At 68.5% G+C, this 21,020-nt stretch carries 23 protein-coding genes; 6 read left to right on the plus strand and 17 right to left on the minus strand.

From position 1 onward, the window contains the following. From WCJ52_RS04035 to WCJ52_RS04075, 9 genes are all read right to left on the minus strand, one after another. Positions 1 to 1,433: S41 family peptidase (locus tag WCJ52_RS04035; RefSeq protein WP_336902017.1), on the minus strand; the 1,433-nt coding region annotated here is incomplete at its 3' end. Between the two features lie 111 nt (positions 1,434 to 1,544). Further along, positions 1,545 to 2,201 carry a peptidoglycan DD-metalloendopeptidase family protein gene (locus tag WCJ52_RS04040; RefSeq protein WP_336902018.1) on the minus strand — a complete coding sequence of 219 codons (657 nt, stop codon included), beginning with the start codon at positions 2,199 to 2,201 and terminating at the stop codon, positions 1,545 to 1,547. Continuing rightward, on the minus strand, positions 2,194 to 2,658 hold the full coding sequence (rlmH, locus tag WCJ52_RS04045; protein WP_336902019.1) for a 23S rRNA (pseudouridine(1915)-N(3))-methyltransferase RlmH: 465 nt from the start codon (positions 2,656 to 2,658) through the stop codon (positions 2,194 to 2,196). Before rlmH ends, WCJ52_RS04040 begins: the two co-directional genes overlap by 8 nt. After that, the gene (locus WCJ52_RS04050; RefSeq protein WP_336902020.1) at positions 2,655 to 4,049 is read right to left on the minus strand and encodes an amidase family protein; all 1,395 of its coding nucleotides are present in this window, start codon (positions 4,047 to 4,049) and stop codon (positions 2,655 to 2,657) included. Before WCJ52_RS04050 ends, rlmH begins: the two co-directional genes overlap by 4 nt. Before the next feature lie 62 nt (positions 4,050 to 4,111). After that, positions 4,112 to 4,525 carry a ribosome silencing factor gene (gene rsfS / locus WCJ52_RS04055; RefSeq protein WP_336902039.1) on the minus strand — a complete coding sequence of 138 codons (414 nt, stop codon included), beginning with the start codon at positions 4,523 to 4,525 and terminating at the stop codon, positions 4,112 to 4,114. Positions 4,526 to 4,584: 59 nt separating this feature from the next. Then, positions 4,585 to 5,253 (minus strand): nicotinate-nucleotide adenylyltransferase, encoded by a 669-nt coding sequence (locus WCJ52_RS04060; protein WP_336902021.1) that lies wholly within the window; start codon positions 5,251 to 5,253, stop codon positions 4,585 to 4,587. Between the two features lies 1 nt (position 5,254). Continuing rightward, positions 5,255 to 6,823: an aldehyde dehydrogenase family protein gene (locus tag WCJ52_RS04065; protein ID WP_336902022.1), complete on the minus strand. Its 1,569-nt coding sequence runs from the start codon at positions 6,821 to 6,823 to the stop codon at positions 5,255 to 5,257. Positions 6,824 to 6,918: 95 nt separating this feature from the next. Continuing rightward, entirely contained in the window at positions 6,919 to 9,111 is a 2,193-nt protein-coding gene (locus WCJ52_RS04070; protein ID WP_336902023.1) for a xanthine dehydrogenase family protein molybdopterin-binding subunit, read from the minus strand. Positions 9,112 to 9,121: 10 nt separating this feature from the next. Further along, a complete protein-coding gene (locus tag WCJ52_RS04075) occupies positions 9,122 to 9,598 on the minus strand; it encodes a (2Fe-2S)-binding protein (protein ID WP_336902024.1) in 477 nt (158 codons plus the stop codon). 94 nt (positions 9,599 to 9,692) lie between these two features. Here WCJ52_RS04075 and WCJ52_RS04080 point away from each other — a divergent pair, with 94 nt between their 5' ends. Both WCJ52_RS04080 and WCJ52_RS04085 read left to right on the plus strand, forming a co-directional pair. Beyond that, complete coding sequence (locus WCJ52_RS04080) at positions 9,693 to 10,049, plus strand: c-type cytochrome (RefSeq protein ID WP_336902025.1); 357 nt, start codon at positions 9,693 to 9,695, stop codon at positions 10,047 to 10,049. A gap of 18 nt (positions 10,050 to 10,067) precedes the next feature. Then, positions 10,068 to 10,937 carry a bifunctional precorrin-2 dehydrogenase/sirohydrochlorin ferrochelatase gene (locus WCJ52_RS04085; RefSeq protein ID WP_336902026.1) on the plus strand — a complete coding sequence of 290 codons (870 nt, stop codon included), beginning with the start codon at positions 10,068 to 10,070 and terminating at the stop codon, positions 10,935 to 10,937. A 10-nt stretch (positions 10,938 to 10,947) separates the two neighbouring features. Here the strand turns inward: WCJ52_RS04085 and WCJ52_RS04090 are convergent, their stop codons facing one another. From WCJ52_RS04090 to cysQ, 3 genes are all read right to left on the minus strand, one after another. Continuing rightward, on the minus strand, positions 10,948 to 12,636 hold the full coding sequence (locus WCJ52_RS04090) for an MFS transporter (protein ID WP_336902027.1): 1,689 nt from the start codon (positions 12,634 to 12,636) through the stop codon (positions 10,948 to 10,950). Positions 12,637 to 12,703: 67 nt separating this feature from the next. After that, positions 12,704 to 13,894, minus strand: a complete 1,191-nt coding sequence (locus WCJ52_RS04095) for an acyl-CoA dehydrogenase (protein WP_336902028.1) — start codon at positions 13,892 to 13,894, stop codon at positions 12,704 to 12,706. Positions 13,895 to 13,966: 72 nt separating this feature from the next. Then, positions 13,967 to 14,737 carry a 3'(2'),5'-bisphosphate nucleotidase CysQ gene (cysQ, locus tag WCJ52_RS04100; RefSeq protein WP_336902029.1) on the minus strand — a complete coding sequence of 257 codons (771 nt, stop codon included), beginning with the start codon at positions 14,735 to 14,737 and terminating at the stop codon, positions 13,967 to 13,969. Between the two features lie 82 nt (positions 14,738 to 14,819). On the opposite strand from cysQ, the gene WCJ52_RS04105 reads away from it, so the two are divergent. The 3 genes from WCJ52_RS04105 to WCJ52_RS04115 all read left to right on the plus strand — a co-directional run bounded on the left by WCJ52_RS04105 (position 14,820) and on the right by WCJ52_RS04115 (position 16,791). After that, on the plus strand, positions 14,820 to 15,500 hold the full coding sequence (locus WCJ52_RS04105) for a histidine phosphotransferase family protein (protein WP_336902030.1): 681 nt from the start codon (positions 14,820 to 14,822) through the stop codon (positions 15,498 to 15,500). Between the two features lie 89 nt (positions 15,501 to 15,589). Continuing rightward, positions 15,590 to 15,955: a response regulator gene (locus tag WCJ52_RS04110; protein WP_336902031.1), complete on the plus strand. Its 366-nt coding sequence runs from the start codon at positions 15,590 to 15,592 to the stop codon at positions 15,953 to 15,955. Then, positions 15,952 to 16,791, plus strand: coding sequence for a CheR family methyltransferase (locus tag WCJ52_RS04115; protein ID WP_336902032.1), 840 nt, complete (start codon positions 15,952 to 15,954; stop codon positions 16,789 to 16,791). Before WCJ52_RS04110 ends, WCJ52_RS04115 begins: the two co-directional genes overlap by 4 nt. 9 nt (positions 16,792 to 16,800) lie before the next feature. Here WCJ52_RS04115 and WCJ52_RS04120 read toward each other — a convergent pair whose 3' ends face one another. The 4 genes from WCJ52_RS04120 to WCJ52_RS04135 form a co-directional block, all read right to left on the minus strand. Beyond that, entirely contained in the window at positions 16,801 to 17,154 is a 354-nt protein-coding gene (locus WCJ52_RS04120; RefSeq protein WP_336902033.1) for a hypothetical protein, read from the minus strand. Positions 17,155 to 17,195: 41 nt separating this feature from the next. Continuing rightward, a complete protein-coding gene (locus WCJ52_RS04125; RefSeq protein ID WP_336902034.1) occupies positions 17,196 to 17,519 on the minus strand; it encodes a hypothetical protein in 324 nt (107 codons plus the stop codon). Positions 17,520 to 17,603: 84 nt separating this feature from the next. Then, the gene (locus tag WCJ52_RS04130; RefSeq protein ID WP_336902035.1) at positions 17,604 to 18,410 is read right to left on the minus strand and encodes an alpha/beta hydrolase; all 807 of its coding nucleotides are present in this window, start codon (positions 18,408 to 18,410) and stop codon (positions 17,604 to 17,606) included. Positions 18,411 to 18,412: 2 nt separating this feature from the next. Then, positions 18,413 to 18,886 (minus strand): cupin domain-containing protein, encoded by a 474-nt coding sequence (locus WCJ52_RS04135; protein WP_336902036.1) that lies wholly within the window; start codon positions 18,884 to 18,886, stop codon positions 18,413 to 18,415. Between the two features lie 109 nt (positions 18,887 to 18,995). Here WCJ52_RS04135 and WCJ52_RS04140 point away from each other — a divergent pair, with 109 nt between their 5' ends. After that, positions 18,996 to 20,753, plus strand: coding sequence for a M10 family metallopeptidase C-terminal domain-containing protein (locus WCJ52_RS04140; RefSeq protein ID WP_336902037.1), 1,758 nt, complete (start codon positions 18,996 to 18,998; stop codon positions 20,751 to 20,753). Here the strand turns inward: WCJ52_RS04140 and WCJ52_RS04145 are convergent. Further along, on the minus strand, positions 20,746 to 21,020 hold a 275-nt coding region (locus WCJ52_RS04145), incomplete at its 5' end, for an NTP transferase domain-containing protein (RefSeq protein WP_336902038.1). The genes WCJ52_RS04140 and WCJ52_RS04145 overlap by 8 nt on opposite strands.

Below are 21,020 nucleotides of genomic sequence, written 5' to 3' on the forward strand. Positions count from 1 at the left end.
TTCGTCTCCAACCCCCTGGTGGGTGCGGCGGGCGGTGTTCCAGGAGCCGGTGTCGCCGCCGCTGCAGGGGCGGCCGCAGGACGGGGACCGACCACCTCGGCCATCCGAGCGGTAGGCTTGGGCAGCTTGGGTGTTGCGGCAACGGATCCGTAGCGCAGGACATCCTTGGCCCGGGTCAGCTGGAAGTCTCCCGTGCGCGGGTTGAAGCCTGCCGGCGGGGCTTCGGCCGGTGCATGGGGTGCGACGCGGGTCTTGCCTTCATCGGCCTTGAGGGCATTCCGGTAGGAGGCTTCGGAGAATTGGAAGGCGCGGTTGGCAATGGCCTGGGCCTCCTCCTGGGACTGGGCCACCTCGAGGTCCGGCTCGATCCCGGTCTTCTGGATCGAGCGTCCCGACGGGGTGTAATACCGGGCTGTGGTCAGCTTGATGGCGCCGTCCGCCCCACCGCGCAGGGGGATCAGGGTCTGGACCGAGCCCTTTCCAAAGCTGGTCAGGCCGACAAGTTCCGCCCGCTTTCTGTCCTGCAGGGCACCCGCGACGATTTCCGCCGCCGAGGCCGAACCGGAATTGATCAGGACCACCATGGGCAGGCCTCCGGTCAGGTCCCCCCGACGGGCATTGTAGCGCTCGATATCCCTGGGGTTCCGCCCCCGCTGCGACACGATCTCGCCGTTCTCGAGGAAGAGGTCCGAGATTCCCACCGCCTGGTCGAGGAGACCGCCCGGATTGTTCCGCAGGTCGAGGACCAGACCCTTCATGCCCGGGTTCCCGGCCTTGAGCCCCTGGATCGCTGCAGCGGCTTCGTCGGTGGTCTTCTCGTTGAAGGCCGACACGCGAAGATAGCCATAGTCGCCCTCCATTCGGGAGGCGACCGACTTGGTCTTGATGACTTCCCGGACGATCTTGACGTCAAACGGGTCCGACCTTTCCCGGGCGATGGACAGGGTCACAGCTTCTCCGGGCGGGCCGCGCATGAGCTTGACCGCTTCGCTCACCGACATGCCGATCACGGACTGACTGTTGACCGCCGTGATGTAGTCACCCGCCTTGATCCCCGCCTTGAAGGCTGGCGTACCGTCCATGGGCGAGATGATCTTCACCACCCCGTCCTCGGAACTGATCTCGAGACCCAGCCCGCCATATTCCCCCCGTGTCTGGTCGCGCATGTCGTTGAGGGCTTCGGGGGTCAGGTAGTTCGAGTGTGGGTCGAGCGAGGTCAGCATGCCGTCGAGGGCGGTCTCGATCAGCTTCCGGGGTTCGACCTCGGAGACGTAGTTCTCCTCCACGGCCTGGACCACGTCGCCGAACAATTCCAGCACGCGGTAGCTCTCCGCTCCTGACGCGACAGCCGCGGAGGCGCTCTGGTTCAGGTAGGCCGTAGCCCCGGCGCCCAGAAGGAAGGTGGAGACACCGACGAGGAGATACTTCTTCATAAAACCACCCGTTGCGCCGCACGGCCGGACCGGCGGGAGTGTCAGGAGTGCGGCAGAACCGCTTAGTAACAGAGCCTTATCCTGTTTCCTGCCTGAATCCAGAACCTTCGATCACGGCGTTTCGGAGCGTAGCCAGGGTTGGGGATCGATTGGCTGGCCAAGGTCCCGCAGCTCGATATAGAGACGCACCGCGCTACCCCGGTCGGCCGCCTGGCCGAGGGCCTGGCCCTGCCGTACGGCATCGCCCGTCTGGACGGAGGCGGTGAAGGGCCCGGCCAGGACAACCTGTCCCCGGGGTGTGGCCTGCAGGATCACCGCCTCGCCCCAGCCTTCAAGGGTGCCGGCAAACAGGACATCGCCACTGGCGGGAGCCCGGACCGCGCCGCCGGATGGCGACTGGAAGGTCAGCCCCTGTGAGCGTAGGCCGCCCGCCTGCAGGCTCCCGAAGCGCTCCAGGATGGGTCCCGTCGTCGGCGCCAGGAGGTCGACGCCCGCCGCCCGCCCCTGGGACAGCTGTTCCGACAGCATCAGGCCTGCGGCCAGCTCGGCCCTGGCGGCATCCAGCCCCGCCTGGGCCGTATCGGTCATGGGGTCTGGAGCTGCGAGGCGCAGGTTGAAGAGGATCAGGCCGGGGCTGGCTTCCGGCCGGATGGGCTGGTCTCTCCGGGGGGCCTGGAGCGCCATCGCCGCCACCCCGAACACCAGTGCCAGTCCTGCGCCGGCACCAGCCAGGCGGTGAAGTCGACGCTGGGCGTTCGGCTCAGTCACGGTGGTAGGGGCCTCCAGCCAGGAGGGTAACGGACCGGTAGACCTGTTCGGCCAGCATGACCCTGGCCAGGGCGTGCGGCCAGGTCTGGGGCCCGAAGGCCAGGGTGTCCTGGGCGCGCGCCCGGAGGTCCGGGTCCAGACCGTCGGCCCCGCCGATCAGGAAGACCAGCCGCCGCACGCCGTCGTCTCTCAGCCGCCCGATCTCGGCGGCGAAGTCCCGGGAGCTGCGCGCCCGCCCCCGTTCGTCGCAGGCGATGACGCGGCTCTCGGCCAGGTGGGCGGACAGGGCCTCGGCCTCTGAGCCCTTGCCGGACTTGCGCCCCTCGACCTCGATCACCTCCACGGGTCCAAGGCCCAGGGCGCGTCCCGCCGCGGTTGCGCGCTCGGCGTAGAGGCGAACCAGGTCGGCCTCAGGTGACCGTCCAAGCCTTCCGATGGCGACAATGGCGATCTTCAACCGCTGAACCTGGGGGGTGGGATGAATCCGCCGAACTCGCGTTCCACAAGTTCGGCGAAGTGGATCGTCGTCAGGTCCTGCATCCAGCCACCGATCACCTGGGCCCCCATGGGGAGTCCCTGGCGGGACAGTCCGAGGGGCAGGGCCGTGGCGGGCAGGTTGGGCAGGAGGGCGACCGCAGGCCAGCCCAGCTGGGCGTAGTAGGGCGTATCGACCCCATTGACCTTCAGGGTCCGCTCCTGGGATTCCGGTCCGTCCTCATGCGGGAAGGCGGTGACGCCGAAGGCCGGCGCGAGGACCAGGTCAAAGGTCTCGAACAGGCTCGCCCAGCGGCGGCGGAAGGCCAGCTGGGCGTCGAGGAGGTCCATGTAGGCATGGGCGTCCGGCGGCGTCGCCCCCGGCGTGCCCCGGCTGATCGCCGTGTTCAGGAGCCGCTGGTAGATCGCATGCTGGTCGGTGAGGTCGGGAAGCCGGTCGTGTGCCCGGCGGACGGATGCCCCCAGTGCTTCCAGCCGCCGCGCCAGGTTGTCGACGGCGCCGGCGATCTCGCTGTCGGTCGGGGTCAGCGGGTGGTCAGTGAGCACCAGGACCTTGTAGTCCGCCAGCGTCTCCCGCCGGGGCGGTGCCAGGGTGAAGGCCATACCCGCGGCGTCTTCCGCCTCCGGACCCGCCAGCACGCCGAGCGCTCGCCCCAGGTCCGCGGCGCAACGGGCCATCGGCCCGACGACCGCCAGGGGAACCGGGACCCCGTCGGTCCCCGGGGGGGTGTGACCCCGGGTGGGGACCAGTCCCCAGGTGGGCTTGTGCCCGAAGACGCCGCAGAGGGCTGCAGGAACGCGGATCGAGCCGCCGATGTCGGAGCCGAGTTCGAGGGGGGTCATTCCCGCAGCGAGGGCCGCGGCGGCGCCGCCTGAGGAGCCGCCGGGAGAGCGCGACGGATCCCAGGGGTTGGAGGTTCGCCCATAGACAGGGTTGGTGCTCTGCCAGTCGCTGAGGAAGGGTGGCACATTGGTCAGGCCAAGGATGATCGCCCCCGCCGCCTTCAGGCGCGCCACCGCCGTGGCATCGTCGGGCGCCACCCAGCCGCGGAAGGCCGGATTGCCCCAGGTCGAGGGCAGGCCCTGCACCTGGTTGGACTCCTTGACGGTCATGGGCAGGCCCAGAAGGGGAAGGCGATCGCCTGCGGAGAGCCGGGCGTCCGCTGCGCGCGCCGCGTCCCGGGCGCGGTCGAAGTCGCGGACGACGACGGCGTTGATCTCCGCGTCCCGCGTCTCGATCCGGGCAATCAGGGCGTCGGTCAGCTCCAGCGCGCCGACCCTGCGGTCGGCCAGGGCGGCGACCAGGTCGCCGGCGCTTCGGTCGAGGAGGTCGTGTTCAGTGGATAAGGTCATGGCGAGGTCCCCCTGGCGCGAGGGTGCGTCACGGGATCCCGGGTGTCCAGATGGCGTCCCGCTCAGATCGCGGTGCGATGGCCGGGGGACTCGACCGACCAGATCTTCTCGATGTTGTAGAAGGCCCGGACTTCGGGACGGAAGACGTGGATGATGACGTCGCCCGCGTCGATCAGCACCCAGTCGCAGTGCGGCAGCCCCTCCACCCGGGCGCGGCCGTAGCCTCGCTCCTTCAGGGCGCGCAGCAGGTGGTCTGCAATGGCGCCCACGTGCCGATGCGAGCGGCCGGACGCGACCACAAGCCCGTCAGCCATGGCGCTCTTGCCTTTGAGATCGATGAAGACGACGTCCTGGGCCTGGTCGTCATCCAGGCGGCTCAGGATAAGCTCCTCCAGCGTGGAAACGCCTTGCGGGAGGGCGGCCTCGGCGGCCGGGGCCGGGGCGGTTTGCGCGGATGGCGCAGGGTCGGGGCTCAGCGGAAGAACTCCTGTTCTGTTACGCTAGAATGAACCATTAGCACAGGCTGGGCCCTGGGTCAGCCTTGACGTGAACGCACGGCGCTCATCCGCTCGCGCAGGGCAGTCGACGACTGGAAGTTGAGGGGTCCGTACAGGAAGATCCAGGCGGGAGGCGCCAAGCCGGGCAGGGCCTTCGCCCGATGGAAGGGCAGACGCGCCGCCGAAAACCGCCGCGCCGCCGGGGCGGCACGGCTCTTCAGCGAGATCCAGGGGCGGGAGACGACCGCCACCGGCACGGCGCGCAGGATCTGGGTCCATCCGCGCCAGCGGTGGAAGCCTGCCAGGCTGTCAGCGCCCATGATCCAGATGAAATGGACCCCGGGAAAGCGGGCCTTCAGGGCCAGGATCGTGTCCAGGGTATACCGGGTCCCGATGCGAGACTCGACGTCGGAAACGATCATGCCCCGGTCCCGGGCAAAGGCGCGGACCCCGGCCATGCGACGGGCGAGGGGGCGGGTTTCGTGGCTGGACTTCAGGGGGTTCTGGGGCGCCACAAGCCAGATCACCCGGTCGAGACCCAGGCGTTGGCGGGCGGTCTCTGCGACGTGGGCGTGGCCCTCGTGGGCCGGGTTGAAGCTACCGCCGTAAAGTCCAACCTTCATGCCCCGCGAGAGGACGAAGCCGGGCCGGAGGGCCCCGGGATGCCCCCCCACAGACCGACGCCCCACCTGTCCTGCCGCCCACATGTCAGGCTTCCGGGCGAGCCCGGAGGCTCCCTGAAGAGGCGGCGCCCCCGGAGCGGTCGAGCCCGGTGTCGACCTGCCGCATGCGGGTCCGGATGGTGAAGACCCCGTCTCCCCCAAGCACTCCGCCCCGGGCGAACAGGCGGCCGCCCTCCCAGTTGGACAGGCCCAGCTCGGGCCGGTTCAGGGCATACTGGCCGTCGACCCATCGGGTGAAGCCGTCACCGGTGAAAGGCGCCTCGATCCCGGCCTCGAAGCGGGCGAGGGCGGCGGGATCCTCGGCGACCAGGGTGGCGACCAGGCGCGGGGCCCATCGGTTGAAGAGGCCGATGGCGGCGTCCAGGTCGTCGACTACGGCGAGGGTGACCTCGGGGGTCTCCTCCCACTCCCATTCCCGCGCCAGGTCCGGCTCGGCGAGGATGTCGGCGCGGGGCTCCACCGCCGGGCCCTCAGGGCGAACCACCTCGACGGGCGAGTGCATCCAGTCCCCGCCCGGCAGGTAGCCCTGGGCTCCCTCCAGCACATGCAGCCGGAAGCCGCGCCGACGGCGTCCGGCGGCCTCGAGGGCGGCCAGGAAGCCCGGGACCAGGTCGGCCGCCCGGGGCCGGACGATGACGCAGACATTGAGGGTGTTGCAGACCTTCCGGTCCAGGGAGTGGAAAACGACCTCCTGGAACCGGTCCGGGTCGGCGGAGGCGTCGGCGATCATCCAGGCACCACCGGTCCCATGCAGGCTGACCGGGGTCCCCGTCTGCCGGGCGATGGCGCCCAGCTGGGCCACGGCGGGGCCTGATCCCCGGGCGACCGCCAGGGCGAGGCGGCGATCAGCGAACAGGGCCCAGCCTGCAGACCGCTCGGCGGAGCCCACGAGGCTCATGGCACCCGGTGGCAGGCCGGCTTCGGCCAGGGCCGGGCGGACGGCACCCTCCATCAGGGCTCGGGCCGTGCCCAGGGCGTCAGATCCGATCCGGAAGACGACGGCATTGCCGGTACGGAGCACGCCCGCAGCATCGGCGAAGACATTAGGCCGGCCCTCGAAGACAAAGCCCACGACGCCCAGAGGCGCACTGTACTGTTCGATGCTCCAGCCGCCGTGGTCGATCCGCTCGAGGACCTGGCCCCGGCTCGCCGGACTGTCGCGCCAGGCCCTCAGGCCGGTGATCATATCCCGGCGCATGGCCTCGCCGGCAGCGAGTCGGGTCGTCGAACGCCCCCGGCTACGGGCGGACCCGACATCGCGGGCGTTGGCGGCAGCGACCCCCGCCCAGACGGACCCGTCCTCCAGCCGGCGCGCAAACGCTTCGAAGAAGGCGGTTATGGCCTCGTCAGGGACGTGGGACAGAACGCTGAAGGCCGAATCTGCTGCGGCAACTGCGGATCCAACGATGCCGCCGACCTCGGCAGACACATGAAGAAGCTCGCCGGACTCCTGGACCACGACCAGGCGGTCGCCGGGCCGGAAGCGGGCTGCGAGGCCCGCATCCACGAAGGTAACGCGGTCACCGCCGAAGGGAACCGGCAGGCCCGCTGTCAGCGCCTCGAGGGGCGCGACCCGAAGTCCGTTCTCCGGCATGGCCTCCCCGATTCCTCCGGTCCCATTTGCTCGAGTTGAGCCTTACTAGACCAGACGGCGGGCGGCGCCACGCCGGAAAATCTGCCCTCGGCAGGTCAGGCGCGGATCATCGGCAGGCGGAAGGCGCCTGTCCCCGTGGCGGCCAGGACCGCGTTGGCGACGGCAGGCGCGATCACCGGGACCCCGGGTTCACCCGCGCCGGAAGGGGGGTTGGTCGAGGCGACGATATAGGTTTCGACCTTGGGCGCCTCGGAGTGGCGGAGCACGGGATAGGCGTCGAAGTTCTTCCGATCGACTGCGCCTGCCTTAATGATCATCTCGTCGTGCAGGGCGGCGGAGAGGCCGAAGCAGGTTCCACCTTCCATCTGGGCGGCGATCTGGTCCGGCGAGATCGCAGTCCCGCAGTCGATGGCGGTGACCACGCGGCCAACCTTCGGGTTTCCGTCCACCAGCCGGACCTCGGCGATCTGGGCGACCACGGAGCCGAAGCACTCATGCACTGCCACGCCGCGGGTCACGCCGGCCGGCGCCGGCTTGTCCCAACCCGCCTTCTCGGCGGCGAGCTTGAGCACCGCGATGTGACGGGCTGCACCGGCTTTTTCGAACAGGGCGAGGCGGTAGGCGACCGGATCCTTGCCGGCCTTCTTCGCCAGGTGGTCGACGGTGTGTTCCATGACAAAGGCGGTATGGGTGGCCCCCACGGACCGCCACCACAGAACCGGTACGCCGACTTCGGGCATCAGGACCTGACAGTCCACTGCGGGCGTCACCTTGAGATAGGGCGAGCCCATGGCCCCCTCGACCGTGGAGGTGTCCATGCCCTTGGGGGCAAGGGGCGATCCCTTCATCAGGGACTGGGTGACCACGCGGTGGGTCCAGGCGGCGGGGAAGCCGTCCTTGTCGAGCCGCACCTTGACCCGGTGGTGAATCAGCGGCCGGAAGTAGCCCGCGGCCATGTCATCTTCACGGGTCCAGACCAGCTTTACCGGTGTTCCCTTGCCCACCTTCTTGGCGATGTGGACGCACTCGGCAACGTAGTCTGACTGGAAGTTGGCGCGGCGCCCGAAGGAGCCGCCTGCGAACAGGGTCTCGATCTGGATGGAGCCCGGCAGGGCACCGACGACACGCGCTGTGTTGATCTGATCAATGGTCTGCGCCTGGGAGGCGAAGGTCAGCTTGGTGCCGCCCTTTCCGCCTACCTGGGCCACGCAATTCATGGGCTCCATGGAAGCGTGGGCGAGGAAGGGGAAGTCGAAGGTGGCCTCGAAGACCTCGCCGTCCCCGGCTGCGGCGGCGTCGCCGCGGCTCTCGAAGGACTCCCACTTGAGCTTGTCGGGCAGGGTACCCTTTCCGGCGGCCCAGTCTGTGTACTGGGCTTCCAGCTCGGCCGAGCCCCGGCCCTCGGCCTTGGTCTCGTCCCAGGTCACCTTCAGCGCATTGCGGCCCTGGATCGCCGCCCAGGTCGACTTCGCGACGACGGCCACGCCAGTAGGAATCTGGATCACGTCTACAACGCCGGCCACCTTGCGGGCCTCGGCGGCGTCAAAGCCGCTCACCTTGGCGCCGAAGCGCGGCGCGTGGGCGACCACGGCTGTCAGCATGCCTTCGAGATGGACGTCCTGGGTGTAGCGGGCCTGTCCGGTGCTCTTGGCCAGGGAGTCCTTGCGACGGACCCGGTCGGTCCCGATCAAGGTAAAGGCCTCGGGCGACTTCAGCCTGGGCTCGGCAGGCGGCGTGATGGCGGCGGCACCCTGGATGAGGTCGCCAAAACCGGCGCTCTTGCCGCTGGCGACGTGGCTGACCACGCCGTCCTTGACGGTGATCTCGGCCTCGGGGACCTTCCAGGCGGCGGCCGCCGCGCCTGTGAACATGGCCCGGGCGGCGGCCCCGGCCTTGCGCAGCTGCATCCAGCTGTTGGCGATCGCCGTCGAGCCGCCAGTACCCTGGACCCCCATCTTGGAGTTCGCATAGAGCTTGGCGTTGGCGGGCGCCTGCTCGACGCTGACCCGGCTCCAGTCGGCGTCAAGCTCCTCGGCCACGATGGCCGCGAGGCTGGCATGGCTGCCCTGGCCGAATTCGATGTGCTTGGACACCACCGTCACCGCGCCGTCGGCGGCAATGCGGATAAAGGGTCCAAAGGCTCCAACCTCGGTCTTGGCCCCGGCGGACATCAGGTCCGCAGGAGAACAGCCCACGAGGAGGGCACCGGAGACGAGGGCGGTTCCGACCACCAGGTCCCTGCGGGTGGCGCCGCTTCGGGCGGCGGCCTGATCGACATGCGAGTTCATGGTGATCTCCTCAGGCGCGGGACTTGGGGGTGGCTTGGGTAGTCGATTGGGCGGCCTCGTGGATGGCGGCGTGGATCCGCTGGTAGGCGCCGCAGCGGCAGATATTCCCCTCCATGGCCGCATCGATCTCCGCATCCGAAGGACGAGGGTTCGAGGCCAGGAGGGCCGCTGCACTCATGATCTGCCCCGACTGGCAGTATCCGCATTGCGGAACATCAAGCTTGACCCAGGCTGCCTGCAGGGGGTGGGTCCCGCCTAGGCCCTCGATGGTCGTGATCTTCATGCCCGACAGGGCGCTGACCGGCAGGGAGCAGGACCGCACCGGGGCACCGTCCGCCAGCACCGTGCAGGCGCCGCACTGTCCGATCCCGCAGCCGAACTTGGGTCCGGTCAGCCCGACCTCTTCGCGCAGAACCCAAAGGAGCGGGGTGTCCGGTGCGGCCTCGACCTGGACTGTCCTGCCGTTGATCTCGAGACTTGTGGCCATTTGGGGCTTTCCCTCGGGGATGATGCGGTAGCTTATCTTAACAGCGTTCGGAACCAGCTGTATAGTTAGGCGGGACTGCACCCGGGAGTTCTCCATGCGCATTTTGCCGACCCTGCCAATGCTCGCCACCCTCGCTATCGCGCTCGCCTCGCCAGCCCACGCCGCAGACGGTGCCCGGCTCTTCGCCCTGCAGTGCAAGACCTGCCATGGTGCCCAGAGCAGCGTGGCCGGACCGAGCCTGAACGGCGTCTCCGGGCGCAAGGTGGCCGGCGCCCCCGGGTTCACCTACTCGGCAGCCCTCAAGGCCAAGGGCGGAACCTGGACCGAGGCCAGCCTGGACGCCTATCTTGCCGCGCCCCAGGCCTTCGCGCCCGGCGGCCGGATGGCCGTCGCCATTACCGCCCCTGGCGACCGCGCCGCTGTGATCGACTATCTCAAGACCCTCAAGTAGGGGCCCTGGGGCCGGACCATGGACGTCTTCCCCGCCTTTGTGCCCCTGATCGGGCGAAGGGTCGGCCTGGCCGGCTCCGGTGAAGGCCGGGCCGCTCGCCATCGCCTGCTGTCCGCAAGCCCGGCGGAGATCGTCGATCTGCACCTGTCCGATGCTGCGGACCCGAGATCCTGGGCGGGCATGGCCCTGGGATTTGTCGCGGATCCGGATCTTGCAGCCTGCGCCGCCGCCGCCGCCGCCGCCCGTGCCGCCGGGGTTCCCGTGAACGTCATGGATCGACCGGCCCTCTGCGACTTCACGGTTCCGGCCATCATCGACAGGGGCGCCGTGGTCGTGGCGCTGGGAACCGGCGGAGCCTCCCCCCTCCTCGTCTCCCGCTTGCGCGCCGAGATCGAAACCCGCCTTCCCCCGGGACTGGGCCGCCTGGCCGCCTATCTCGACGCTCGCAAGGACGTCCTGCGCGCCCGATTCCCAGATCCAGCAGATCGCAGGGTCTTCCTGTCCGGTTTGCTCGACGGTGATCTTCCCCAAGCCCTGGAGGCCGGCGGAGAGGCTGCGGCGGACGCCGCCCTTTTCCCGGCCCTGGAATCCGGCACCGCGCCCCCCGGGCGGCTGTTCAGCCTTCCGCCGGACACGCCCGCCGACCTTGTCTCCCTCAAGGCCTGCCGGGTCCTTGCCGGAGTCGACCTGCTGGTGCTGGGGGAAGGGGCCGACACAGAGCTGGCCGCCCTCGCCCGCCGGGATGCCGTTCGGGCGACGCCCGCAGACGCCCCTCCCGGTCTGGTGGTCCAGCGGCTCGCCGAGGGTCGGACCGTGGTCCTGGCCTGCGATCCCGCGCCCTACCGGGAGGCTGGCCTGCTGATCTCTCCCCTGCCGGTCGCCCGCTGACGCCTTTGGTTCAGGCGTCGAGCCTGCGCCCCCGGGTCTCGGGCAGGAAAAGGATGCAGGTCACTACCGACAGGAGGGTGAAGGCAAAGGGGTACCAGAGACCTGAATAGATATTCCCCACGCCGATCACGATGGCGTAGGCGAAGAAGGGCACGAAGCCACCAATCCAGCCTGTACCGATGTGATAGGGCAGGGACATGGCCGTGTAGCGCACCCGGGTCGGGAACAGTTCAACGAGGCAGGCAGCGATGGGTCCGAAGAGGGCGGTGGCGGCGATCACGAAGACCATCATCACCCCGAGGACACCGGCCATGTTGAAACGCGCCGGATCGGCCTTTGCGGGATAGCCCGCCGCCGCCAGCACCGCCTTGACCTCGGCCTCCACCCCGGCCCGGACCGCCTTGACCTCGGCGCCCGGCAGGCCCGCCGCGGAGCGGGAGGCGACGGTGACGTTGCCGACCTTGACCACGGCTTGCGATCCCGGTGCCGCGTTCTGGTTATCATAGGAGACGCCGGCGTTGGCCAGGATGCTGCGGGCCACGTCGCAGGAGGACACGAAGACCTTTTTTCCCACCGGATCGAACTGGAGCGAGCAGTCCGCGGGGTCGGCGGAGACCACCACAGGTGTGCGGGCCTGGGCCTCTGCAAGGGCGGGATTGGCGAACTTGGCCAACATATGGAAACCCGGGAAGTAGGCGACCAGCATCAGGGTCATGCCGAAGAGCATGACCGGCTTGCGGCCCACCCGGTCCGACAGGGCACCGAAGACCACGTAGAAGACGGCGCTGACCGCTGTGACGATCATCAGCACCAGGTTGATGGTCTCGGGGGCGACCTTCAGGAACTTGTCCAGGAAGGTCTGGCTATAGAAGAAGGTTGTGTACCAGACGCCGCCCTGGGCGGCCATCACCGCGCAGAGGGCCAGGATGACCAGCTTCAGGTTCTTCCACTGGCCGAAGGCCTCGGCGTAGGGCGCAGTCGAGGCCCCGCCCTCTTCCTTCAGCTTGGCGAAGGTTGGGCTCTCGTTCAGCCTCACGCGCATGAAGATCGACACCAGCAGGAGGCCGGCCGAGAACAGGAAGGGTATCCGCCAGCCCCAGGCGTCGAAGGCGTCCGGCCCGAAATATCGGCCCACCACCAGGCGGGTGAGGAGAATCACGAACAGGGCGGCGAAGAGGCCGAAGGCGGCGGAGGTCTGGACCCAGCTCGTCGCCCGACCCCGGCCATTGTCGGGGGCATGCTCGGCCACGTAGATGGCGGCCCCGCCGTACTCGCCGCCCAGGGCAAAGCCCTGCAGGATCCGCATGAGAATAAGAAGCGCCGGTGAGAGCAGCCCGACCTGGCTGTATGTGGGCAGGAGACCGATGGCCACGGTGGCCACGCCCATCAGCACGACCGTGAACAGGAAGGCGCCCTTGCGCCCGACCCGGTCGCCGATCCGCCCGAACACCAGGGCACCAATGGGCCTGAAGAAGAAGCCCGCCCCGAAAAGTGCCAGGGCAGCGATATAGCCGGCGGCCTCGGGCAGGCCCGTGAAGAAGACCTTGGAGATGACCGTGGTCAGGCTTCCGAAGACGAAGAAGTCGTACCACTCGAAGGTGGTTCCCGCCGCCGAGGCTGCCACCACCATCCTCAGGGACGGCTGAGCCGGGGCCGCTGCGGTATCTTCGCCAGCCTTTGTATTTTCCGCCGCCGCCATGTCTTCCCCCCCCAGGTCGCCTAAACGCCCAGTAACTAGGTTGTCGCCCGCCCCGAAATCAACGGGATCAGAAGGCATTCTCGCCGGTGATCGCCCGGCCCAGGATCAGGGCGTGGACGTCGTGTGCGCCCTCGTAGGTGTTCACGGTTTCCAGGTTCGAGGCGTGTCGCATGACGTGGTACTCGCCGCTGATCCCGTTGCCGCCGTGGATGTCCCGGGCCTCCCTCGCGATGGCTAGGGCCTTGCCGCAGTTGTTGCGCTTCATCAGGCTGATGGCCTCGGGGACCCAGGCGCCCTGGTCAATCAGCCGGCCGAGGGCGAGGGCACCCTCGAAGCCCAGGGCGATCTCGGTCTGCATGTCCGCCAGCTTCTTCTGGACGAGCTGGCGGGCCGCGAGGGGCTTGCCGAAGACCTTGCGGGTCGCAACGTAGTCGCGGCTGGCATGCAGGCAGAAATCGGCGGCGCCCATGGCGCCCCAGGCGATGCCGTAGCGGGCCTTGTTCAGGCAGGAGAAGGGCCCTCTCAGGCCAGCGACGCCGGGCAGAAGCTGGTCTTCGGAAACGAAGACGTCCGACAGGGCGATCTCGCCGGTGATGGAGGCACGCAGGGACAACTTGTTCCGGATCTGTGGCGTCGAGAAGCCCTCCGAACCTCGGTCGACCAGGAAGCCCCGGATGGCACCGTCGAGCTTGGCCCAGACCAGGGCAACGTCGGCGATCGGCGAATTGGTGATCCACATCTTGGCGCCGTTGAGGATGAACCCGCCGTCGGTCCGAACCGCTGTGGTGCGCATGGAGGCCGGGTCCGATCCGCCATCGGATTCGGTGAGGCCGAAGCAGCCGATGATTTCGCCCCGGGCCATGCCGGGCAGATAGCGCTGGCGCTGGGCCTCAGAGCCAAAGGCGTGGATCGGATACATGACCAGGGAGGACTGGACACTCATTGCGGAGCGGTAGCCGGAGTCGATCGCCTCGATCTCCCGGGCGATGAGGCCATAGGCGACGTGGTTTACTCCGGCGCAGCCATAGGCCTCGGGCAGGGTCGGGCCGAGAAAGCCCAGGGCGCCCATCTCGGTCATGATCTCACGGTCGAAGCGTTCCTCGGCATAGGCCGAGACCACCCGGGGCAGGAGTTTGTCCCGGGCGTAGGCCCTGGCGGACTCCCAGACCATCCGCTCATCCTCGGAAAGCCGCGAGGCGAGGTCCAGGGGGTCTTCCCAGCTGAAGGTCTTGGCTTCAGCGCCGGTATCAAGGGCCATGTCGGTCTCCTGCCGTCGTGTAGAACGCTTTATGCGACGGATCGGCGCGCGGGTGTAGCCGGGTTTTGCGACTCAGCCGCCCCGGGCGACGAAGGGCCCGTTCCGGAATCCCTCTGTTGCCTTCCCATAAAGGAAGGGCTGGCCGGCCTCGGTCTCCACCCGCCCCCCCGCCGCCGCGAGAATGGCGTGACCGGCGGCGATGTCCCATTCCATGGTCGGGCCCAGGCGCGGGTAGATGTCGGCGGCACCTTCCGCGATCCGACAGAACTTGATCGACGAGTCCATGGCCTCGGTTGAGTCGAAGCCATGACGGTCCGTCAGTGTACGGAGGACTTCTGGCTTCATGGTGTGACTGATCAGGGCGACCGTTGCACCCGGACGCCAGGGCCGCACGGCCACCGGGGCCGCCGGGGCTCCGGCGATCCTCTTGAAGGCCCCGCCCGGAGCGGTGAACCAGGTCTCCCGGGTGGCCGGGGCGCTGATGGCGCCGGCCACCGGCACTCCGTCGACAATCAGGGCGATGTTGACCGTGAAATTGGGGTCGCCCCGGACGAAGGCCTTGGTGCCGTCAACGGGATCCACAAGGAGGAAGACGGAACCGATCAAACCGGGCGTCCCAAACTCGCTGGCATGCTCTTCCGAAACCACGGTAATGCCGGGCGCTGTCGCCGCCAGACGTGCAAGGATCAGGGTTTCTGCGCGGCGATCCGCCTCGGTGACCGGGCTGTCATCCGACTTGCGATCCACGGCGAGGCCGCTGTTCCAGAGTGGCAGGACGAGGTCTGCAGCCTCTTCGCAGAGGTCGGCCAGAAGGGCTCCGAACCGGGCGTCTGGGATGAGCATGGCCGAGCCTCCTGTGCGGCCGCCTTCCTAAATGTGCCGGGCAGTTTCCCAAAGCGGCAAATCAGGCCAGTTTCTTTCCACCATGTCCGACGCCTTCCCTACCCTGCCGGAAGACGCCCGCCGCGAGCCGCCCGCGCCGCGCACTGCGGAGATCGCCGCCTATCTCGCTGCGCGCATGTGCCATGACTTCATCAGCCCGGTCAGCGCCATGGTCAGCGGGTTGGATCTTCTGGATGACCCCTCTGCCCAGGACATGCGCGAGGAAGCCATGGGCCTGATCGCGGCCTCGGCCCGGAAGCTGGCGGACCAGCTCGGTTTCTGCAGGGTCGCCTTCGGTGCCTCGGCATCTGCCGAGGTCTTCGACTCCCGCGAACTCGGCCGGCTCGCAGAAGGCCTGTTCCGGCACATCCGGGCCGAACTGGACTGGCAGGTCGCGACCCCGGCCCTCCCCAAACCCGCTGCGAGGGCCTTGTTGAACCTCTCCCAGCTTGCCGGAGCGGCCCTGCCAACCGGCGGCGCCGCCCGCATCCAGGCTGAGGAACGTGAAGGCTTCATCCTCATCCGGGCCCGCGCCGAGGGTGCCCGGGTCCGCCTGCGCGCCGAGGTTTCCGATGGCCTCGCCGGTTTGCCTATGGCCGAGGGCCTCCATGGCTACTGGGTCCAGGCCTACTATGTCCACCTGTTCGTCACGGACGCCGGCGGGACGGTTCGCGTGGATTCCGGTCCGGGGACTATCGACTTCCTCGCCGCCCTTCCCGCCTGAGCCTGGTGCCAGCAGAGGCGGCAACCGCTCCTTAACCAAAATCTGGCCTAAACCGAGATCTGTAAGCGTGCGTGGATGGAGGCTCGCCTTTGAAGTCCTGTCTTATCGCTGACGACAGCCCCGTCGTCCGGCTGATGGTCCGCAGGCTTCTCGAGGCTGTGGGATATCATGTCCGCGAAGCGCCGGACGGTGCCCAGGCCCTGGCGGCCTGCCAGAAGGACATGCCGGACGTCATCGTGCTGGACTGGCGAATGCCCGTGATGAACGGGTTGGAATTCCTGGTCCGGCTTCGGCGGTTGGCCGGCGGGATCGGCCCCTGCGTGATCGTCTGCAGTGTCGAGTCGGACCCTGAAATGATCGGCCAGGCCCTGGCCTCTGGCGCCAACGAGTACGTGATGAAGCCCTTTGACCGGGAGATACTGGCTGGCAAACTCTCCCTTGCGGGGGCTACGTGAAGCCGGGGGAACTCGCACTTGTGGCCCGGCTCTGCCTGATGCGAACCGGCCGTCGGCTGGATACCTCGGTTCCGGAAAGGGCGGCTGCGCGCCTGGGCATCGTTGCCCGCCGCGAAGGTTATGGAAGCGTCGACGACCTGGTTCTTGCGCTTCGCACCAGCGAGGCCGAGCGACTGGCCTGGCCGGTCGTGGAGGCGCTCACTGCCTTTGAGCGGGGCTTCATGGAGGACCCCCAGGTCCTGCAGCATGTCGCCAGGCGAATTCTTCCTCACCTCGCCGGGGTCAAGGGCGACGATCCCGTGCGGATCTGGTGCGCTGCGGCAGGGTCAGGTCAGGATCCCTATTCACTCGCCATCCTCGCCCAGGAGGCGGCGGCGAGGATGGGCGGCGACCTGCAGGTCGAAATCTACGCGTCGGATTTGTCTGTGAAGGGGATCGAGCGGGCCAGGACGGGCATCTTCAGCCACTTCGAGATCCAGAAGGGCCTGTCCGCCCGCCAGATGATCGACCACTTCCAGCCTGTGGAGGGGGGCTGGCAGGCCTCCTCCAGCCTGCGCGACATGATCCGATGGCGCCGCGTGAACCTGTTCTCGGACACGCCGGGTTCCATGCGCTTCGACCTGGTGGTCTGCCGGGGCATACTGCCCCAGACGGCGGCGCATGTGCGGCCCACGGCGGTCGTCAACCTCGCCCTGTCCCTGGCTGAGGACGGATTCCTGGTTCTTGGGCGCGGGGAGGGCGAAGGCGAGGCCGACCTGGCACCCGCGCTCCTGGCCCTGCCCGGGCTGGCCGGCATCTACACCCGCAACCCCGCCTTTCGGACGTTGGAGCTTTAGGTCCCCGCCTCAGCGGGGCCTGCGCGGTCCCATAAACGAACTGAAGATTCCTGCGGCCAGGCGCGGGTTGCGCAGGGCGGTCACGCCCGCCGCGGTCGCCGCCAAGGCCCCGAACAGGGCGAAGATCGGCCGTCGGCGGGCAAGTTCCAGAAGGTCTGAGCCCACATCCCTGTCACCGTCTACAGCGGGCCCGCGGCGCTTCGATCCGGCGAAGATCAGCAGGGTCAGGCCAGCGACGACGAGGATCAGGAGGCTGATGGCCGCCACCGCCGCCGCAGCGCCCGCCGCCCCGAGGGTGGGCTCCAGGACGGCGAAGAGCGCCAGGGAAAGGGCCACCACGAAGACGACCGAAGCCGCCGCCATGGCGGCGGCTCCGCAGACTGTGAGGAGGAGGCGGCCAAGCCTCAACGGTTACGTCCGCCGGCCAGCAGAAGGCCGATCAGGACCCCGATGCCAACGGCGATCCCGGTGGCGGCGATGGGCTGTTCGCGAACCCGGCCTGCGACATAGCGCTGGGCGTCATCGATATGGTCCGACGCTTCAGAGACATAGGCCTTACTGTGATTGCGGATCTGCTCGACGCTTTCGGTGACGGCCTTCTCGATCCGCCGGGCGGCGTCGGACAGGCTGTGCTCGGCCTGGTCGACGGCGTCGCTGGCGGCTTCAGTGGTGGACCTGATAGCCGAGCGGGCGGCGCGGACGGTCTTGTCTACAGTGGCATCAGACATGTGAGTTCTCCTTGGGCCTCGGCCCCTTTGGCCAGGCCCGGCAAATGGTCCTTTCTCCGCCGAGATTCAAGGCTGGGGGAATCCCTAGGCCCCCTCTTCCTGCAGGAATTCGATCATGGCCGGAACTGCCGTGCGGTCCTGCAGCATGAACATGTGGCCGCCGTCGAAGAACCTCAGGGCCGATCCTCGCAGGGCAAGGGCCAGGTTAAGCTGGCTTAGGGGCGGCGCGATGCCGTCGAACCGGCCGGCGGCGACCAACACCGGCGTGCGGACAGCGGGCAGGGCCTCCCAGACATCGTGTCCGGCCCGGGCCTCGATCTGCCGCCGGGCCCCCATCTCGCGCCCGGGCTCCCCAGCGAAGGGATCGGTCGCAGACAGGGCGATGGCCTCGGCATGGCGTTCGGGGTGGGCTTCGGCCCAGGCCGCGCCGAGCCGCGTGTCGTTGACCGGCAAAAGATGACGGGCCCGGGCTTCGCCCTTCAGGTGGCCGATCTCATGGAAGGGGAAGGAGCTGCCGCCGGCCCCTCCCGGCGAGGTGCAGGCCAGAACCAGGCGCCGCACCCGGTCCGGGTGCCGCACCACCAGATTCTGCGCGACCATGCCCCCGAAGGAGACTCCGATGACCAGGGCATCTTCCCAGCCCAGGGCGTCCATCAGTCCCGCCGCGTCGTCTGCATAGTCGGCCATCGAATAGGGGCGGTCGGGCTTCTCCGTCTGGCCCAGACCCCGCTGGTCATACGCCACCAGGTCGAAGGCCTGCGCAAAGGGACCGTCGAGCATGTTCGGTCGGACCCTCAGGTCGCCCCCGGTCCCGGAAATGAACAGCAGCCGCGGGCCCTCGCCGATGCGTTCATAGTGGATGTCGAGGCCGTTGGCGGTGACTTTTGGCATGATCAGTCCCTATGGATCGGGTCGATCCAGCGGACCTCCCGCGCCGGTTCGACGGGCTCGATGTCGAGGTTCACGACCACCGCCTCGCCGTCGCTGCGCACGAGAACGCACTCGAGGGCCTCGTCCGAGGAGGCGTTGATCTCCTGGTGCGGGACGAAGGGCGGGACATAGATGAAGTCGCCCGGCCCGGCTTCCGCAGTGTACTCCAGCCGTTCGCCCCAGCGCATCCGGGCGCGCCCGCGGACAACGTAGATGACGCTCTCCAGCGGGCCGTGATGATGGGCGCCCGTACCCGCGCCAGCATGGATGTGAACGGTCCCCGCCCAGAGCCTGCGTGCGCCCACCCGGGCGAAGTCGATGGCCGCCGCGCGGTTCATTCCAGGGCTCTGGGCCGTATTGGCGTCAAGCTGGTCCCCCGGCACCACCCTTACGCCGGTGTGCTCCCAGCCGTCCCCCGGAACCGCCTCTTCCGACATCTTCGCCTCCCGTCGAAATCGTGTAGATTCCCATGCAGCGCCAGAAGCGCATCATTCGCAAGTCTGTACCGGCTTCGGGGTCGACCTGACGCCGGGGAGGTAAGGTCCAGTGCAACCTTCGCTTCGCCAGCCGGACGACCCCGGCCTCGACTCACCCCGTCCCTGGCGGGAAGGCGACTACGGGGCCGGGCATGGGAGCTTGTGCGGTTGCGAGGCATGCGCGGTCCGTCAGGGCGAAGGGGAGTCCTCGCCAGCCTTCGCCTATCTCAACCTGAACGAGCGCGGCGGGACAGCGTCCAACGGCAAGACCAGCTTCACCCTCGACCAGGTGGCCAACCGCCTCACCGGGGGCGACGCCGGCTGGGGCGTCATGGGCCAGCCCTTCACCGTCAGCTACGCCTTCCGGGCAGCTGAGCCCTCCAACATGCCCAGCGGGACCACCGGGTTCTCCCGGTTCAACGACGCCCAGATCCGCCAGGCTGAAAAGGCCCTGCAGGCCTGGACTGACGTCAGCGGCATCCAGTTCCTCCGTGTCGGTTCCGGCGAGAGCGGCGAGACCGCCTACTCCGACTCCGCAGTGATGCTGTTCGCCAACTATACCGATGGGCCCGAAGGCGCGGCGGCCTTCGCCTACTATCCCGGTTCCCTGGACTTCTCTGCGCGGTCCGGCGACGTCTGGGTGGACACCTCTTTCAGCTACAACCAGCAACCCGCGGCGTCCAACTACGGCGGCCTGGTCCTGGTGCACGAGATCGGTCACGCCCTGGGTCTCGCCCATCCGTCAACCTACCCCTCGACGGGGACGCCCACCTACGCCGCCGACGCCAGCTATTTCGAAGACAGCCGGCAATACACGGTGATGAGCTATTTCGGCGGCTTCAACACGGGCGCCTCCCTGCCGGGATATTCCGCCGTGCCCCTGTTGGACGACATCGCCGCCATCCAGGCCGAGTATGGCCCCAACATGTCGACCCGGACCGGCGATACGGTCTACGGCTTCAACTCCAACGCGGGCAGGTCCTGGTTCGAGGCCGTGAGCGCGACCTCGGTCATGCAGTGGGCCGTCTGGGACGCGGGCGGGCGCGATACCTTCGATTTCTCGGGCTACCCCGACGATCAGGTCATCGACCTCAGGCAGGGCTTCTTCTCGGACGTGGGCGGCTACCGGGGCAATGTGGCCATCGCCCGGGGGACCGACATCGAGGATGCCATCGCCGGTGCCGGCAATGACAGCCTGACGGGAAACAACCTCGCCAACCGCCTGACCTCCGGGGCGGGATCCGACACGGTTCTCGGCGGCGAAGGCGGCGACACCCTGATGGATGCCTCCGGCTCCAACTACCTGCGCGGCGACGCCGGCGACGACTCGGTGTCCGGCGGCACGGGCTTCGACGACATCAACGGCAATATGGGCAATGACACCCTGCACGGGAACGACGGCGAGGACTGGGTCGTCGGCGGCAAGGACAACGACCTGATCTTCGGAGATGCCGCCTTCGACATCGTCTACGGCAATTTGGGCAATGACACGGTCGACGGCGGGGCCGGGAACGACTGGGTCCGCGGCGGCCAGGGCGATGACTCCGTCATGGGCGGGGCCGGTGACGACTGGATCTGGGGCGACAAGGGCAACGACACGATTAGCGGCGGCGCCGGTGCGGACATCTTCCACAGCCTGGCCGGCGCGGCCATCGACCGGATCATCGACTTCAACTACGTCCAGGGCGACCGGCTGGTGCTGGATGGGGGACCGTCGCGGACCATCACCCAGGTCGGCGCGGACGTCATCGTCGACATGGGTAATGGCGACCAGGTCATCCTGGTGGGGGTCTCCCTCACCGGCCTCGGGGCCGACTGGATCAGCTAGGGATTACAGGCGCCGGAGCGGAGTCCAGGTCCCCGGGGCGGTCCACGTCGAAGAGGACTCCCGGGGAGTCCGTGGGGATCCGGACGAGCCTGTCGCCGAGGATCGACAGGGCCTCCCGGGCCCCGGCGTCGCCGCTCGCCCGGGCGAGCTCGGGAATGAGGGTTGCGGAGAACAGGACCGGGTGCCCACGCTGGCCCTGGTGCTCGGGTGCGGCCGCCGGAGCTCCGGCGGCCGCACCCGAGCACCAGGGCCAGCGTGGGCACCCGG

It is taken from the genome of Phenylobacterium sp. (assembly GCF_037138395.1).
GTDB lineage: Bacteria > Pseudomonadota > Alphaproteobacteria > Caulobacterales > Caulobacteraceae > Phenylobacterium.